The organism is Streptomyces sp. CC224B, from assembly GCF_030010595.1.
Taxonomy (GTDB): Bacteria; Actinomycetota; Actinomycetes; order Streptomycetales; family Streptomycetaceae; genus Streptomyces; species Streptomyces longispororuber.
Genome location: NZ_JASCXL010000035.1, coordinates 43,626 through 60,890, shown reverse-complemented (window position 1 = coordinate 60,890; position 17,265 = coordinate 43,626). Strand labels below are relative to the sequence as shown.

Sequence of the window (17,265 nt, the reverse complement as noted above, 5' to 3'; positions counted from 1 at the left end):
GCTGTTGGACGCCGGCACGACGGCGGGCCTGCGCATCGCGGCGTCGGTCCTTGTACCCCTGGTGAAGCGCCTGCTGCTGCCGCCCCGGGGCCACGGCGCGGAGTTCGGCGACCGCCCGGTGCGCCTGGGCCGCCTGCTCTCCTTCACCGGCGACCGCCGCACCCTCAGCGAGGCCGACCTCTACCAGCTCGCCCGCGAACTGGTGCGCCGCGCGGTGCGCGCCGCTGGGCCGCACGACCCGCCGATCGCCCCCGACGAGCAGAACGCCGTGGGCTACGCCCTCGGCCACACCCTGCGCGCGCTCGGCGACCTGGACATGGACGACGTCCAGGCCTTCGACCTCGGGCCGCAGAAGCTCGCCGAGGCCCTGGTCCGGGCGAGCGCCCCGGAGACCCGCGCGCTGCTCAGCGCCGACGCCGCGCACCTGCACGACCGGCTGCTCGTCACCGCCTGCCTGCACCTGGTCCACGAGTTCAGCAAGCGCCCCGGGTTCGAGGCGCGCACCCAGGTCGAGCTGCGCCGCTCCCTGAGCGAGCAGAAGGAGCAGCTCCGGCTGCTCCTGGAGCGGCTGCCCACGACCCGCGCCGAGGACACCGACTTCGAGCGCCGTTACGCCCGTTACGTCGCCGGCCAGCACGCCACGCTGACCATCCACGGCGTCGACCTGCACGACCCGCGGAGCCACGCCTGGCCCCTGGAGACCGCCTACCTGAGCCTGGAGGCGGTGCCCGCGCGCGACCCGGCCGAACCCGTGCCCGGGTACGGCAACGGCGACACCGACACTGAGGCGGACGCGCGCGGCGCCGACCCGGACCCCGAATCCGAGCGCACCGCGGGCCCCGTCGAGGCGGCGCTCGCCGGGCACGACCGGGTGCTGCTGCGCGGTGTCGCGGGCACCGGCAAGACGACCCTCGTGCAGTGGCTCGCCCTGACCACCGCCCAGCAGGACCGCGTGCCCGGGCACCTGCCACAGCTCCTCGGCCGGGTGCCGTTCGTGCTGCCGCTGCGCACCCTCGCCCGCGAGGACGCCGACCTGCCGATGCCCGAGGGGTTCCTGCGCTGGATCGGCTGCCCGCTGGCCGGCAGCGAGTCCGCGGGCTGGGCGGTGCGCGTCCTGCAGGCCGGGCGCGGCATGCTCCTGGTCGACGGCGTCGACGAGATCCCGGAGGCCGAGCGCCACCGCGCGCGGGCCTGGCTCGTCACCCTGCACGCCACCTTCCCGGGCAACCTGTGGCTGGTCACCACCCGGCCCTCCGCGCTGCCCCGGGACTGGCTGGGCCGCGAGGGGTTCCGCGAGTTCACGCTGACGCCGCTCAGGCCCGGCGACGTACGGCGGTTCGTACGGCGCTGGCACGAAGCGGCGGGCGCCGGCGACGACCTCGCCACGACCCTGCTGCGCTCGCTGCGCACCAGCCCGGAGCTGAGCCGCCTCGCCACCAACCCGCTGCTGTGCGCGCTCATCTGCGCCCTGCACCGCGAGCGCCGCGGCTTTTTGCCGCAGGGCCGGGTCGCCCTCTACGAGGCCGCGCTGTCCATGCTCCTGGAACGCCGGGACCGCGAGCGCGACCTGTACGGCAGGCGCGCCCCGAAGCTCGACGAGCGGTCCGCGGCGGAACCGCTGAAGCGGCTCGCGTACTGGCTGATCCGCAACGAGCGCACCTGGCTGGACCGGCGGACCGCCGTCGACCTGGTGGAGCGGCTGCGCCCCTCGGTGCCGCGACTCGACCGGGCCGGGAGCGGCGAGGACGTCCTGCGGCTGCTACTGGACCGCTCCGGGGTCCTGCGGGAACTCACCGACGACGCCGTGGCGTTCATCCACCGGACCTTCCAGGACTTCCTCGGCGCGAAGGCGGCCCTGGAGGAGCACGACATCGGCGCGCTCGTCGGCCACGCCCACCTGGACCCGTGGGAGGACGTGCTGCAGATGGCCGTCGCCCAGGCCCGCCCCGACGAGCGCGCCGAGCTCCTGACGCGGCTGACCGGCCGGGCCGACCGCGAGGAGGACGACACCGTGCGCACCCGGCTGCGGCTGCTCGCCCTCGCCTCGCTCGACCACGCGACCCGGCTCGACCCCGGCGTCCGCGCCACCGTCGAGGAGCGGGCCGCCGAGCTGCTGCCGCCGCGCGGCCTGCGCGAGGCCCGGGCCCTGGCCGAGACGGGCACGCTGCTGCTCGGCCTGCTGCCCGCCGCGGACACCCTGAGCGGCGACGCCGAGGTGACGACGGTGCACGCCATCTGCCGCATCGGCGGCGACGCGGCGCTCGCCCGGCTGCGCGAGTTCCTCGGCACGCGGCAGTCCGCGGTGCGCGCGCAACTCCTCGCGCACTGGGACCGCTTCGACACCGACGCCTACGCCGAGGAGATCGTCAAGCCGCTCCTCGCGGCCGGCGCGGGCGAGGCCGTCACCGTGCGCTCCCCCGCCGAGCTGAAGGCCCTCAGCGCGCTGCCCGGCCACGCCCGCGTGGCCCTGCAGGGCGACTTCTCCGAGGCGGACATCCTCGGCGCGCTCGACCCGTCCGGCCTGCGCGAGCTGCGCCTGCGCGGCAACGTGCGACTCACCCGGCTCGACTTCCTCGCCGCGTTCTCCTCGCTGGAGTCGCTCTCCCTGTCCGGCTGCCACGCCGTCAGCGACACCGCGCCGCTGACCCGGCTGCCGCTGCTCCAGCGGCTCGCGCTGGCCGACCTGCCCCAACTGGAGCCGCTGGCCCGGCTCTCGGCGTGCCCGCGCCTGGACGCGCTGCTGCTCGGCGCGGCCGTGCCGTGGCGGGGCCTGCGCGACCTGCCGCGGCCCGAGGCGCTCCGGCTCCTCGCGCTGCCGCCCGACGCGGTGGAGCTCGCCGCGATCACGGCCCTGACCGAGCTGCGCGAACTGCGCCTGCACAACACCAGCGACCGGCTGCGGCCCGACGACTGGGACGCCCTGCTCGCCCAGTTGCCCGCCCTGCGGACGCTGCGCCTGTCGCACGAGCAGCTCAGCATCATGCTGTTCCCGCCCGGCACCCGCATGCCGCAGCTCACCCGCCTGGAGGTGCGGGCGCGCCCCAGCGCCACGGTGTCGCTGCGGCGGATCGCCCGCCGCCTGCCCGGCCTCGAAGAGGTGCACCTGACGCTGTTCGACACCGTGGACCTGGTGCACCTGGCCGGGCTGCCGGCGCTGCGCCGGGTACGCCTCGACTACCCCGGCGAGGTGACCGGGGAGCTGCCCGCGGGGGTGGAGCTGCTGCTCCGGCCCCGGCACTGAGAGCACCCCGGGCGGCCGTACCGGGACGGGACCCTGCGCCGCCGCCCCGGCCGTGACCCCGCGTATACCTCACGCCTGACGCGTTCCGCCGCGATACGCCCGATCCAACACGCGGAAAGCCCTGGCCAGGGGAGGGTGGTGGGTGTAACTTCTGGGGCCTTCCCGGCAGTTGACAGGCTTCGGGCGGCACCGGCGAGGAGGGGTTCTCCGGGCAGTCGACGGCATCGGGCGGCACCGGCGAGGAGGGCGCGGGACCCGGCAGGGACGGCGGCGGCAGGCAGCGACGGACGGGAGCGGTATCCGGCGAGATGCACACATCCGAAACGCCTCGGCTGTACGCACGCGATCCGCTTCTGCACCACCTCGTACCGCGCCTCACCGGCCTCGCCTACGCCGAACGCGCCCGGGTGCCCTGGGAGCACACCAAGGACCTGCCGGTCGTCCTGCTCACCGGACGGCACGGCATGGGGCGCACCGCGGTCCTGGAGGCCCTGGAGCGGCACTACGCGGGGCGGCTGCCGCTCGCGCGCGTGGACACCGCCGCCTCCGGGCTGGTAGTCGAGCTCCTTGAGGAGCTGGTGCGCTCGCTCGCGCCCGGCCTGAGCCGGCGCTTCCCCCTGCTGCTGCCCGGTCTGGTCGCCGTCTTCGGCGGCTACGACGACGGCCGGGACGAGCGGGGCCGGGCCACCGCGCGGATCGCGCGGCTGCTCGTCGCCTGCGGCCTGGAGTCGGGGACGGAGGCGGCCGTCGGGCAGGCGTGGGACACCCGGCTGCGGACCCGGCTCGCCGGGGCGGGCACCGGAGGACGGGACGGAGCGGGGCAGGGGCCGGGCGGCCCAGCCGGAGGCGGCCCGGACTCGGGCGGCTTCGGAGCCGACGGGCCGGGGCGGGGCGGGGGTCCGAGGCAGGGCAGCGGGCTAGCGCACGGCAGTGGGCCGGAGCACGGCAGCGGGCCGGGGCAAGGCGGGTGGGCTGGTGTCGGTGGGCTCGGGCACGGCACCGGGCCGGGGCAAGGCGGGTGGGCTGGTGTCGGTGGACTCGGGCACGGCAGCGGGCCAGGGCAAGGCGGCGGGCCGGGCCTGGAGCGGCGGGCCGTCGTGCGCGCCGTGCTCACCGACTACTTCGAGCGGTACGCGCGCGGCCGCGCCGCCGCCCCGCTGCGCCAGTGGTACCAGGACCGGTACGCCGAGACCCCGGCCACCGCGCCCGGCGACGCCCCCGGCTCCGGCGGCTCCGGTGGCTCCGGCGGCCTGGAGGGCCTGGTGCGGCTCGCCGACTGGTTCCACCGGGGTGGCGACTACCGGCACGCCGCCGAGCAGACGCTCGTCCACGCCTTCCTGGAGGACGTGGCCGCCGCCCGCACCAAGTGGCAGCGCCTGAACCGCGACCCGCGCCCGCTCGCGCTGCTCGACAACACGCACTCCCCCGCCGGGGCGCGCCTGCTCGACCTGGTCCTGGAGTACCGGGCCCGGCCGGGCCCGGCCCGCCACGACCCGCTCGTCGTCGTCGCGACCCGGCTCGGCGACGCGCCCCCGCAGGCGGCCGAGGCCGTCCACCGCGAGCTGCCCGACCTGGTGACCTCCACGGGCTGGCTGCGCACGGGGCACGCGCCCTCCGCCGGCCTGGTCGTCGTACCGCTCACCCCGCTCAGCCGGGCCGACATCCTGCTGATGCTGGACGCCGCCTCCGCTCCCCTGCACCCCTATCTGGCGTCCGCCCTGCACACCCTGACCGGCGGCCACCCGCTGGCGAGCCGGGTGCTCTGCGACGCCGTCCTCGCCCACGCCGCCGCGTCCCGCGAGCGGCCCGGGACGCCCCCGCTGTCCCCGCGCAAGCTGCTCGACCTGACCACCGAGGACGGCCACCCCGTCAGCCGGGTGATCCTGGAGCGGCTGCTGCCTTCGCCGCACCAGCGCGCCCGGCTCGTACCGCTGTCGCTGGCCCGGGACAGCACGGCCGCGCAGGCCCTCGCCGAGCACCTGCGCCTGGAGGGGCCGGAGCAACTGCCCGCGAACGCCGCCGCCGACTACCTGGAGGCCGAGCACTGGCAGCGCGACACCCCGCAGGACCGGCCGCTCGCCGCCGACCCCCTGCTGCACACGCTGCTCGTGCACGAGGCCCGGCGCACCTCGCGGGGCGCCGACTCGCGCCGCGGCTGGCAGGAGATCCACGGCTTCCTGCGCCGCCACCACACCACGCGCGGCGAGGACAGCGAGGCCGACGCGCTGCGGCACACGCTCGCCGCGGGGGACGCCAGGACGGTGGTGGCCGCGCTCTCCGAGGAGTTCCAGTCGGAGCAGGACCGGCAGAGCGCGCTGCGCTGGCTGACGTGCCTGGCGTACGCGGCCACGGCCCCGCCGCCGCCCGCCGCCGACTGGGCCGACGAGCGGGCCGCGATGGCCGCGGGCGCGCACGACGACCGCTACCGCGACATAGACGAGATCGACCGCTGCATCAACAGGCTGCTGCACGGCCTGTGGTACCTGTCCGACGCGGCCGCGGAACCGGAGGCCGACCTGTGCGCCGACATCGGCGCAGAGCTCGCGTTCCTGTCGCTGCGCCACCGGACCTGGCGGGCCGTGCTCGGCCAGGCCGCCCGCACCTGGCCGGCCGCCGCCCGCGACAAGCGTCCCCTGCCGCTGCCGGAACTGTGAGGAAGCATGCGTCTGAGCCGCCGCCGCAACGGGTTCGGTCCCCTCGACAAGGCCGTCGCCGTCCTGGTGCCGCTGGTGCTCGTCGCCGTCGGCGTGGTCGTCTACCTGGCGCTGCGCCCCGACGACTGCGCGGGCGGCCTGGTGAAGCGCGACGGCGAGTGCGTGGGCGTCACGGACGGCGCCTTCGAGGCCGACGACGGCCTGGAGGAGCTGATCCGGGCGGTCGCGGACGAGAACGCGCGCGTCCGGCGCGCCTGGGAGGACCCCGAGCAGGGGCAGGCCCCCATGCCGTACGGGCGGATCGCGCTGATGATGCCGTTCACGTCGGACGACGCGAGCGCCATGACCGCGGACATGATCCGCCGCGCCCTGGCGGGCGCGCACGCCGCCCAGATACGGGCCAACAGCGGCAGCGGGCCGCACTACCAGCTCCTGCTGGCACCCGACGGCAAGGACCTCGACCAGTGGCAGCCGGTCGTCGACGACCTCGTGGACCTCGCGGACGACCGGCGCTCGCCGCTCGTCGGCGTGACGGGGCTGCCGAGCAGCACGCCCGAGACCCGGAACGCGATGAAGGCGCTGAGCGCCCGGCGCATCGCGACCGTGGGCCCGGTCATCACGTCCGCCGACATGAACGCCCCCTATTTCTTCAAGACCTCACCGAACAACAGCATGTTCGTGGACGCGCTCGATCACTATCTGAAGAAGAACAAGGGCGCCGGAAAGGGGTTCCTCGTCTACGACAGCCGCCCCGACGACGTGTACGCGCGCAATCTCCACCGGCTGCTGGAGAAGAAATTCGGCACGGCCTACGGGCTGCGCCAGCGGTCCGCCTCCTTCCTCGGTTCGACCGGGCCCGCCGCCGGTATCCCGCAGCGATTCCAGTCCGCCGCGCAGAAGATCTGCCTCACCCAGTCCGACACGGTATTCTTCGCGGGCCGCGACCAGGATCTCCCGGCACTCGTGAAACGCCTGTCACAGGAGCCGTCCTGTGACCGCAGCCGCCCCGTGCGCATCCTGAAAGTCGGCATCGGCCTCGAGCCGACCCTGACCACGGACGAACTCACGCAGATGCTGCGGGAAACCAGGACGCGTATCGTCGCGGCCTCCTCGGTGACGCCCGCCTGGTGGACGCGCGCCCTGCGGCCCGCCCCGGGCGCGCCCGCGGGCCTCGGGGGTTTCCTGCGGGTCTTCAAGGACCTCGACGAGCGGTACGGCATCGGCGAGAAGGCCCTCGACGACGGCTACGCGATCATGTACCACGACGCGTTCACGCTGCTGGCCGACGCCTACGACAAGTCGTACTCCGAAGCGAACGAGAAGCAGGACGGCGACGCCGGGACCACGTCCCCCACGCGCACGCCCACCAAGGACGACGTCTACAACACCCTTATCAACGCGGGCCTCGTCGAGCGCGACGGGCGGCTCCTGTGCACCAACTGCCTCCAGGGCGCCGCCGGCACGTACGCCTTCGAGCAGTCGGCCGAAACCCGGCAGTGGCCGATGTGCAAGCCCGTACCGGTCATCGAGCACCCGGCGCCGCGGGGCACCCGCGCGGCGTCGACGTACCGGACCTTCGAGGACACCTTCCGCCACCCCTGCCCCTGAGGCCCGGCGGCCCGCGCGCCGCGCCCGCCGGTACCGGCGTCCCCTCACCTGCGCCGGGGCTCCAGGCACATGACAACCACACGTGCCGAACACATTTGGCCGGAATCCACGGCGCGTTGGATGTTTACTCAACTTCCTGGTTGTCTAGACCCGTTGACACTTCTGGAAGCGCTCTCCTACCGTCACGAAGGTCGCTCGGACAACGCTAAACACCGCCAAAAGCGTGTGGAGGGGTTCGTGAACAGCACTGAAGGTGCCCGCGATATCGAAATGGCCGCCCCCCGGAACCGCGAAGGTCTCCCCGAGGTGAGTCTCGACCAGGCGCACTCCCCCCAGAAAGTCCTGGCCCACGGCGACCTGCTGCGCCGATTCGTGGCCGACGAGGAGATCAAACCGGTCCACATGCGGATCGGCATCATGGGCGCCTGCAATATGCGTTGCAATTTCTGCAACTTCCATTCGCCCAACGAGGAGCAGTTCTACGACCTGTTCTCGTTCAAGGACTCCATCACCACCGACAAGGCGATCACCCTGCTCAAGGAGTTCGCCGAGAACGACGGCCGCGCGGTGACCTTCTGCGGCAGCGGCGAGTGCACCATCCACCCGGGCTACGCGGACATCTGCGCCGCCGGGCACGGGGTGGGCCTGCGCATCGGCCTGATCACCAACGGCTCCCGGCTCGGCCGCCCGAAGGTCGCCGACGCCGTCGTCAACACCCACACCTGGGTGCGGGTCGGCATGAACGCGGGCACCGAGGCCACGTTCAACGACATCACGCGCGACCGCGAGCAGACGTTCTCGAAGTTCATCGACAACATCGGCCACCTGCGCGAGAACGCCGTCGCCCCCGACTTCCGCATCGGGTTCAACTACGTGATCACGATGCAGAACTACCGCGAGATCGTGGCGGCGGCGCGGATCGCCCAGGCCTCCGGGGCGCACTACGTCCGCTTCGAGCCCGAGTTCTACAGCGCGATGGGGCACGAAACGATCGAGACGGTCATGGAGGAGATCTCCGCCTCCCTCGTCGAGGCCGCCGCGCTGTCGACGGACTCCTTCGAGGTCTCGGTGCCCAAGCTGGACCGCGGCCCGATGGACCAGGTCGAGGCCGTCGAGGGTGACTTCGAGCGCTGCCACTACAGCCGCTTCGTGACGGCGGTCGGCGCCGACGGCCATCTGTACCCCTGCCCGCAGGTGCACCTCAACAGCCGGTACCGCATCGGCGACGTCGTCGACCTCGGCTACCCGCAGGTCCTCGAGGGCGGCCCGCGCGCCGAGTGGGAGGCCACCAACCCGCGCCGCACCGACCTGTGCAAGTCCTGCTTCTACCGGCCGCAGAACGAGCTCCTCGAACTGCTGAAGCGGGGGCAGATCAAGCTGGACGAGGCGCTGACCCAGTACGCCCTCGAAGTCCCCGAAACCCTGCACGCCGACTTCGTCTAGCCGCCCGCTTCCCACCCGCCCGCCCTTTCCGGCGACATCGAGCCCCTGCCGCTTCCCGCTCGAGGGCGCTCCCGCCTCCCGCCCCCTCCGGGGCGCCGAGCGCGGGGGTTCCGGCCCGTCCCGCGTTCGAGGACGAGGCGCGGAGCACCGAGAAAGCGGGGCCCAGGGGCGGCAGCCCCTGGTTCGGGAAGGGGCGGGCCCGGGGCGCCCCGCGCAGGCACCCACCACCCGCACCCACAGGAGCGAGCCCCACCCTCATGCAGAGCACCCACGCCCACCACCTGCTCACCACCGAGCCCACGCTCCGCTTCACCCCGGCCACACCCCACCCCGCCTGGTCCCGCGCCGTACGCGGCGTCGTCGCCCGCCTCGCCCGCGCCGAGCGCGCCCCGCTGACCGCCAAGGCCACCGCCACGACCACCGCAGACGGCCTGCGCCGCGAGCGCCTGACCTTCGACTCCCCGCTGCGCGGCACCTTCCACGGCACCGTCACCGCGCCGCAGGACGCCACCGGGCCACGCCCCGCCGTGCTGGTCCTCGGCGGCAAGAACGCCCGCATGGAGCAGCTCACCGGCGAGACAACCCCGGACTTCCCCGACCGCAACGTCGCCGAGCACCTGGCCCGCGCCGGCTTCGTCACGCTCTCCTTCGAGCACGGCATCGGCGACGGGCTCGACGAGGAGCGCCGCGCGGGCCGGGACGAGGGCGCCCTGCTCGCGCACGCGTTCGCGCTGACCGGCCGCTCGCTCCTGGGCGCGCTCGTCGGCGACGCGCTGGGCGCCCTCGACGTCCTCGCCGCGCACCCGCTGACCGTCCCCGACCGCGTCGGCCTGTTCGGGCACAGCCTGGGCGCGGCGGTCGCCCTGCACACCGCGCTGCTCGCGCCCCGCCCCCTGCCGGTGTGCGCGGCCAGCCACCTGGGCAGCTACCCGGCGCTGTACCACCGGCTGCTGACCGGCTACGAGGGCGCCGTGCTGCCCGGCGTCCTGGAGTACGCCGACCTGCCCGACCTGTACGGCGCGCTCGCCCCGGCCCCGCTCCAGCTCCAGTACGGCACCGCCGACCCCTACCTCGAACCGGCCGACGCGCGCGCCGCCGCCGAGGCCGTCCGCCGCGCCCACACCGCGGCCGGAGGCGACCTGGAGGTGCGCGAGCTGGCGATGGGCCACGGCACGCACGTCCGGTACACCACCGAGTTCTTCGCCCGGACGCTGGCCGGACCGCCGCCCGCACCCGCCGACGTACCCGCGCAGCGCGTCCACTTCGACGTCTCCGACCGGCGCGCGGTCCTCGACCGGGTGGACGCCGCGCTCGCCTCCGGACACCTCACCCAGGGCCCGGAACTGGTCCGCTTCGAGGGGCTCGCGCGGACCTGGACCGGTGCCGAGAGCGTGGCCGTGGCGTCCGGCGCCGCGGCGCTGGAGATCGCCCTGCGCGTCATCGGCGTGGCGGGCCGCACCGTGCTCGTCCCGGTGAACACGTTCTTCGCCACGGCGGCGGCCGCGGTGCGGGCGGGCGCCACCGTGCGCTTCCTGGACATCGAGCCGGACGGCCTCGGCCCGGACCCGGAGGCGCTGCGCGCCGCGCTGGACCGCCATCCGGACACGGCGGCGGTCCTTCCCGTCCACATCGGCGGCATCGTCTCGCCCGCCCTGGACGAGGTCCTCGCGCTGTGCGCGGAGCGCGGCGTGCCGGTCGTGGAGGACGCGGCGCACGCGCTCGGCGCCACCCTGCGCGGCCGGTTCGCGGGCTCCTTCGGCCGCTTCGGCGCGTTCTCCTTCTTCCCCACCAAGGTGGCGGTCAGCGGCGAGGGCGGCCTGGTCACCTGCCCCGGCGGGGACGCGGCGGCCGACGCCGAGCAGGTACGGCGCTGGCGCGACCACGGCAAGAGCGCGCAGGGCTCCACGCTGCACGACCGGCCGGGCGGCAACTGGCGCATGAGCGAGCTGCACGCCGCCGTCGGCGCGGTCGACCTGGAGCGCTTCGGCCGCACCCTGGCCACCCGCCGCGAACTGGCGGGCGCCTACGACGCGTTGCTGGCCGACGTGCCCGGCCTGCGGGCGCACGTGGTGCCCTCCGACGCGCGCAGCAACTACTACAAGTACCTCGCCCGCCTGGACGCGTCCGTCGACCGTGCCGCGCTGAAGCAACGCCTGCGGGAGCGCCACGGTGTGGCCCTCGCGGGCGAGGTGTACGACCACCTCCTGTGCGACCAGCCGTACTTCGCCGACGCCGCGGCGCCCCCCGGCGGCGGAACCACCTCGTCCGCTGCGGCGGAGGACCCGTACCCGCAGGCCCGCCGGTTCGCGCGCCACCACATCGCGCTGCCGCTGTACCCGACGCTCACCCGGGACGAGCAGACGCGGGTGGTCGCGGCCCTGCGCGCCGAGCTGTCGTGACCGCCGCACCGGAGGCCCCCGTCGTCCCCGCCTTCCGGCAGGGGGCGTGGCGCGACTCGCTGGACACCGCACCCCTGCCGGGCTCCCCCGCCCGGCGCCTGGCGCTGGTCCCGGAGATCGTGGCGCACGCCGACCGCCGCTGGTGGGAGGCGACCGGCGCGACGCTGCCGCCGCTCACCGGCCGCCGCGCGCGGATCCTCACCGCGCTGGACCTGTTCGCGCACGGCACGGTGACCGTCGGCGGCCTCGGCCCGCAGAGCGCGGCGGAGTTCCGTAGGGCGCTGTGGCAGAGCGCGGGGCTCCCGGAGCCGCTGGTGGACCGCTGGTGCGGCATGCTGCGCGAGGGCGCCGACCGCCGCGAACCGCCGGATTCCGACGGGGCGCTGGCCCTGGTGGCGCTGCCCGGCAACACCTTCACCTGCCTGGACTCCGTCCTCGACCAGGCCGAGCGGTCGGCCGCGGTGTGGGTGCGCCCGAGCCGCCGCGAGCCGCTGTCGGCGGCCCGCCTGGTCGCCGCGCTGCTCGCGGCGGACTGGCCCCCGGAGCGGATCGGCCTCTACCCCGGCGAACAGCGCGCCCTGCACGGCCTGGTGAAGCTCACCGACCGGCACGTCGTGTACGGCGGCGCCGGCCTCGCCGCCTCGGTGCGGACCGCGCCGACGCTCACCCTGCACGGCCCCGGCCGCGGCTGCGCCCTGCTGCCGCCGGGCCTTGCGACGGCGGACGCGGTGGCCTGGCTGCTGCCGCTGGTCGCCGCCGACTCGGGCCGGTTCTGCAGCAACGTCCGTACCGTGGTCTGCCTGGACCCCGCCGACGCCGAGCCGGTGGCGAAGGCCCTGGCCACCGCGCTCGACGGCCTGCACCCGGGCCCGGCCCCCGACCCCGCCGCCCGCGACTGGCCGCTCACCGTCTTCCGCGGCCCCGGCGAGGCCGAGCGGGCCGCCGCCTCCGTGCGCGGCCGGCTGCGCCCCGGCGACCGGCTGCTCACCCGCGAGCCCGCGGTCGTGCCCGGCCGCGACGGCGAGCTGTACGTCCGGCCGCACCTCGTCCTGCTCGCCGGCCCCTTGGGCACGGCCGACACCGCGCACCCGCTCGTCGGGCACGAGGTGCCCTTCCCCTTCGCCGCCGTGCTCGGCGCCACCGCCGACGCCGCCCGCGCGATCGCCGAGCACTCCTTGTTCGTTCACCGGCCACCGGGTGCGCACCTGCGGGGGCCTGCGCGTCCGGCGGGGCTTTCGCATCCGGCGGGGCCCGCGCGGGGGCTCGCGTATCCGCCGGGGCCCGCGCAGGAGCCCACGCATTCGCAGGGGCCCGCGCAGCCGCCGCCGGGTTCCGCGCAGCCGCCTTCGAACCCCCCGCCCCCGCCGTGAGCCGCGCCGCCGTCAGCCGCACACCCGCCGCCGGGCCCCGCACGTCCGCGCCCCGGCCCGTGACACCGCACCCCAGGAGGAGGCCCATGATCGACACGGCCCGCGACGGGCAGGCCCCGCAGGTCACGTTCGCCACCCTGTACGACACGCTGCGTGGGCGTGTGCCCGAGCTCGCCGTGGACCTCGACGCGTGGACGCGGCGCATGATGCGCTGGCACTTCTCACCCGACACCGGTTCGCGGTTCTGGGTCTCCCGGCTGCCCCGGCTCGGCTTCGACCCGCTGAAGGACGTCGACTGCTTCGCCGCCCTGGAGCTCTTCGGCCTGTTCGACAAGGCCGAGCTGCGCGCCGCGAGCGCCCTCGGCCTGCGCCCGCGCGGCTACCGCGACCGGCCGTTCCGCGTTTTCGAGACGGGCGGCACCACCGGCGCGCCCTGCCGGATCGTCAACGTCACGCGCCTCGCGTACGACGTGGAGATCTACCGCACCGTCCTGGAGGCGCGCGGCGTCGCGGGCGGTGACGTCCTCGCGATGACGCCGAGCGGCCCGCACGCGTACGGCCACTTCGTGGAGGGCCTCGCGGACAGCTGGCGCGGCGCGGTGTTCGCCATCGACTTCGACCCGCGCTGGGTGAAGGCGTCCCTGCGCGCGGGCGGCGAGGCCGACGCGTACACCTCCCACCTGGTGGAGCAGACCCTGACGCTGCTCACCGCCGAGCGGGTCTCGCTGCTCTTCACGACCTCGCGGCTGCTCCTCGAACTCGCCATGCGGCTGCCGCGCCCCCTGCACACGTACGGCGTCCGCGCGGTGTGCACGGGCGGCACCACGTGCAGCGCGGCGGAGGCCGCGTTCCTGCGCCAGGAGCACCTCGACGGCGTGCAGTGGATCGACACGTACGGCAACACGCTGGCGGGCCACGCGCTCCAGGCCGACGCGGTACCGGGTGCCCCCGCCCTTCCCGGGGGCACCGGCCACTCCTACCACCTGCCGCCGCCCTTCGCGGTGCTGCAGGTCGTCGACCCGCAGGACCCGTGGCGCGAGGTGGCACACGGCGAGCGCGGCCGGGTGCGGGTCACCACCCTCCTCGAAGACCTCTTCCTGCCCAACCTCCTCGAACGGGACAGCGCCATCAGGACCGGGCCCCACCCGTGGTTCCCCTGGGACGGCGTGGCGGCCGTCCAGCCCTTCCGCGACGGACCGACCGGCGGCGGGGAGGCGGTCGAAGGCGTCTACTGAACTGCCCCTGGGGTGCTGGGGTACCCGGCGTGCTGGTTTCCCAGGGTGCTGGGGTCCCGGGGCCCCGCGGTCCCGGCCCCGGGTGCCACCACCCCGCCGTCGACGGCCCCTCGCCCGGGGCGCCCTCCCCTCAGGCGCCGGTCCCCGTCGGTTTCTTGACGACCCCTGACGTAAGGACTTCTCGTGCATCTCTCGTCGAACGGTGTGCCCATACCCTTCTCGCCGGAGCTCTTCGGGCCGCTGCGCGCCACCGGCACCGCCCCGCTGCCGGACCCCGCCGCCCTGCGGGAGCGGCTGCGCGTGGACGGCTACCTGTACCTGCCGGGGTTCCTGGACCGCGAGGCGGTCCTGCGGCTGCGCGCCGCCTACTTCGCACGGCTGCCCCGCGCCTACCTCGCGCCGGGCACCACCCCCAGGGAGGGCGTGTTCTCCGGAGAGGTGCCACCGGAGCTGCCCGAGCACGGCGTGGCCGGGCACCCCGCGCACGCGTTCGTACGCTCGCGGACCTTCGACCGGTTCCTCGGCGACCCCCGCCTCGCCCGGCTCGCCGCCGACCTGCTGGACGGCGACGCCCGGATGCTGCCGCGCCGCATCCTGCGCCACTTCCACCGGGGCACCCGCCGGGCCTCGCGCGCCCACGTCGACTTCGACTACATGGACCAGGGCTCACCCAGGGTCGTGACGATGTGGATCCCCGTCGGCGACTGCCCGCCGCGGTCGGGCGCCCTGGTGTACCTGGAGGGCTCGCACACGCTGCCCCCGGAGTCCTACGAGCCGCTGCGCGACACCACCGACCGGCCCGGCGACCGGCGCCAGATCTGCCACGACCTGGAGTTCACCGCGCGCAGCCTGGGCCGCCGCTGGCTGTGCGCGGACTTCGCGGCGGGCGATCTGATGGTGCACGTACCGAGCGTCATCCACGCGTCCCTGGACACGACCACGGACGCGATGCGCCTCTCCGTGGATGCCCGCTTCGTCCGCCGGGGCGACACCCCGGACCCGCGCTGGCTGCGCCCGTGGTCGGCGGACGACGGGGCGTGAGGGGCGCGCGGTACGCCGTTACGGGCGGCGTGCCCGGCCTAGCGGGCCCTTGCCGGAGCGACGGCCGTCGCGGCGCTGCCCCCGCGAGGCTGCCGCCGGGTCCCCGGCGGCCACGATGACCTCGTCGACGAGGCGGGCGTCCGCCACCGGGCACACCGGCGGCCGCCCGGTCCTGACCGCGTCGACGAAGTCGGCGACGAGGGGTTCGTGCGGGTTGGCCGCGGGCGGCAGGGTCGCCTCCCACGAACCGTCCGGGCCCCGCGACCGCAGCCTGCCGCTGTCGAGCGGGTCGAGCGTCAGGGTGCGCCCGCCGCCGGTGAACTCCATCCGGTCCACGGGCGGTTCGTTACTCCACTCCGCGAGGAGGCGCGCCCGCACCCCGGAGGCCCAGCGGAGTTCGACCTCGGCCCGGCGCTCCGCGCCCCGCGGGAAGCGGTGCGTGAGGGACCCGCGTACGACGGCCGGGCGTCCGAAGAGCAGCACCAGCAGGTCGATCCGGTGGCTGCCCGCGTCGGCGAGCACCCCGCCGCCCGAGACGGCCGGGTCGGTACGCCAGCGCATCGGGTGGTCCGGCCCCGGGTCGAAGGCGCAGCGGAACCGCACGTCCACGCGCGCGGGCGTCCACCCGTCCAGCTCCGCGCGCAGCCGGCGGACGGCCGGGGCGAGCCTGCGGTAGTACGCGACCCCGGCGCACGGCCCGTCCAGCGCGCCGGTGGCCGTGGCCGTGGCCAGGGCTCCGGCGAGCGGCTTCTCGACGAGCACCGGCAGCCCGGCCGCCGCGGCGGCGCGCGCCAGCGGCACATGGCGTACCACGGGGGTCGCCACGTACACCGCGTCCACGCCGCGCACCAGGGCGCTCTCGTCGCCGCCCGCGGCGGGCACGCCGTGCCGGGCGGCGACGCGGGCCGCCCGCTCCGGGTCGCGGCCCCACAGGTACGCCGGTTCCTCGCCGAGGGCCCGCAGCGCGGGCAGCACCCGCCGCTCGACGACGTCGCCGTACCCGGCGACGCCCCACCTCATCGCCTCGCCGCCGTCACGGGACGACGACCACCTTCAAGGTCTCCGGCGGGGGCCCGTCGTACGGCGCGCGCTCCGCGTCCGGGTACAGCGACCTGCTGGCGGAGAGCTGCTTCATCGCCTTGGGCAGCTCGTCGAGGGCGTACGTGTGGGTGTGCAGGTCGGGCAGGCGCAGGAGGTCCGTACGGCGGAGGGCGAGGCGTTCGGCGACGGCCAGCGCCTCGGCGCGCGCGGTGTCCACGGGCTCCGCCGAGCTGTGCACGCGCAGGCCCTTGCGCTCCCACGTCACGAGGTCGACGGTGACGTGCGTGTCGACGTGGTGGGTGCCGAGCATGACGACCAGGCCGTTCTGCCGGACCAGGTCGACGCAGGCGTTGAGGGTCGTGGGCGTGCCGACGGCGTCGACCGCCACGTCGTACTCCTCCCCCTCGGCCGCGAACTCCGCCTTGAGCGCCGCCAGGTGCGCCGCGCTGCCGTCGACCCGGCGTACGGCGTCCGCCCCCGCCCGCGTGGAGCGCTCCAGGCGCCACGCGTCGAGGTCGACGGCGGTGACGTGCGCGGCGCCGCGCCACACCGCCATCCGCAACGCCATCTGGCCGACCGGCCCCTGCCCGATCACCACGACCCGGTCGCCGAGCGTGACGCCGCGCGTGGCGTGCACGGCGAGCGGCAGCAGTTGCAGCATGGAGCCCTGCTCGAAGGGGACGGAGTCGGGCAGCGCGCCGACGGCTATCTCCCGCGCCAGGGCGAACTCGGCGTACCCGGAGGTCAGCGGGGTGCGCACGAACACGCGCCGCCCCGGCGCGACCCGGGTGACGCCGGGCCCGACGGCCTCGACGACCCCGGCGATCTCGTGGCCGTAGCAGCCGGTCGCGCAGTGGTCCCGGAGGCCGTAGTAGTGGTAGTAGGCGAGGTCGCTGCGGTTGCAGACACTGCACGCCCGGACGCGGACGAGCACCTGGCCCGGTCCGGGCTCCGGCACGGGGGCGTCCGTGACCAGCCTGATGTCGCGCCGTCCGACAAGTTCGTACCGCCGCAAGGGTCCTCCTCGGCTCGCCTGACTCGGCCCGTCAGGGGAATTCCACCTCGGGAACGGGTGTCCGACAAGGTCGCCTCGTGGCGACGGGCCGCGCGGCGAAGCGGAGGCAGAGCGTCAGCCGCTGCCGGGCCGTGCTCGCCCGCCGACTGCCGGTTCACCTGCCGTTTTCTGGCAGTTGGATGTCTTGACAGCCTCAAACGGGCTGAGTCAACATCCGA

At 75.3% G+C, this 17,265-nt stretch carries 10 protein-coding genes; 8 read left to right on the top strand and 2 right to left on the bottom strand.

The window, feature by feature from the left end; translation table 11 throughout:
- The first annotated feature begins 4 nt into the window (after positions 1 to 4).
- The 8 genes from QK440_RS16575 (at position 5) to QK440_RS16540 (ending at position 14,991) form a co-directional block, all read left to right on the top strand.
- Positions 5 to 3,241: an NACHT domain-containing protein gene (locus QK440_RS16575; protein WP_282793867.1), complete on the top strand. Its 3,237-nt coding sequence runs from the start codon at positions 5 to 7 to the stop codon at positions 3,239 to 3,241.
- 308 nt (positions 3,242 to 3,549) lie between these two features.
- Positions 3,550 to 5,895, top strand: coding sequence for an ATP-binding protein (locus QK440_RS16570; RefSeq protein WP_282793866.1), 2,346 nt, complete (start codon positions 3,550 to 3,552; stop codon positions 5,893 to 5,895).
- 6 nt (positions 5,896 to 5,901) lie between these two features.
- A complete protein-coding gene (locus QK440_RS16565; protein ID WP_282793865.1) occupies positions 5,902 to 7,503 on the top strand; it encodes an ABC transporter substrate-binding protein in 1,602 nt (533 codons plus the stop codon).
- A 306-nt stretch (positions 7,504 to 7,809) separates the two neighbouring features.
- A complete protein-coding gene (locus QK440_RS16560; RefSeq protein ID WP_282793864.1) occupies positions 7,810 to 8,946 on the top strand; it encodes a radical SAM protein in 1,137 nt (378 codons plus the stop codon).
- 257 nt (positions 8,947 to 9,203) lie between these two features.
- Positions 9,204 to 11,345, top strand: a complete 2,142-nt coding sequence (locus tag QK440_RS16555) for a DegT/DnrJ/EryC1/StrS family aminotransferase (protein WP_282793863.1) — start codon at positions 9,204 to 9,206, stop codon at positions 11,343 to 11,345.
- Positions 11,342 to 12,715, top strand: coding sequence for a hypothetical protein (locus QK440_RS16550; RefSeq protein WP_282793862.1), 1,374 nt, complete (start codon positions 11,342 to 11,344; stop codon positions 12,713 to 12,715). Before QK440_RS16555 ends, QK440_RS16550 begins: the two co-directional genes overlap by 4 nt.
- Before the next feature lie 86 nt (positions 12,716 to 12,801).
- Complete coding sequence (locus QK440_RS16545; RefSeq protein WP_282793861.1) at positions 12,802 to 13,950, top strand: hypothetical protein; 1,149 nt, start codon at positions 12,802 to 12,804, stop codon at positions 13,948 to 13,950.
- A 204-nt stretch (positions 13,951 to 14,154) separates the two neighbouring features.
- Positions 14,155 to 14,991: a phytanoyl-CoA dioxygenase family protein gene (locus QK440_RS16540; protein ID WP_282793860.1), complete on the top strand. Its 837-nt coding sequence runs from the start codon at positions 14,155 to 14,157 to the stop codon at positions 14,989 to 14,991.
- 18 nt (positions 14,992 to 15,009) lie between these two features.
- On the opposite strand, the gene QK440_RS16535 is transcribed toward QK440_RS16540, so the two are convergent.
- Positions 15,010 to 16,011, bottom strand: a complete 1,002-nt coding sequence (locus tag QK440_RS16535) for a Gfo/Idh/MocA family oxidoreductase (RefSeq protein ID WP_282793859.1) — start codon at positions 16,009 to 16,011, stop codon at positions 15,010 to 15,012.
- Positions 16,012 to 16,024: 13 nt separating this feature from the next.
- On the bottom strand, positions 16,025 to 17,047 hold the full coding sequence (locus QK440_RS16530; protein ID WP_282793858.1) for a zinc-binding dehydrogenase: 1,023 nt from the start codon (positions 17,045 to 17,047) through the stop codon (positions 16,025 to 16,027).
- Positions 17,048 to 17,265 lie beyond the last annotated feature (218 nt).

Coding starts and splice junctions, on each gene's coding strand:
- QK440_RS16570 (WP_282793866.1), top strand. CDS start 3,550: ATGCACACATCCGAAACGCCTCGGCTGTACGCACGCGATCCGCTTCTG.
- QK440_RS16565 (WP_282793865.1), top strand. CDS start 5,902: ATGCGTCTGAGCCGCCGCCGCAACGGGTTCGGTCCCCTCGACAAGGCC.
- QK440_RS16555 (WP_282793863.1), top strand. CDS start 9,204: ATGCAGAGCACCCACGCCCACCACCTGCTCACCACCGAGCCCACGCTC.
- QK440_RS16545 (WP_282793861.1), top strand. CDS start 12,802: ATGATCGACACGGCCCGCGACGGGCAGGCCCCGCAGGTCACGTTCGCC.
- QK440_RS16535 (WP_282793859.1), bottom strand. CDS start 16,011: ATGAGGTGGGGCGTCGCCGGGTACGGCGACGTCGTCGAGCGGCGGGTG.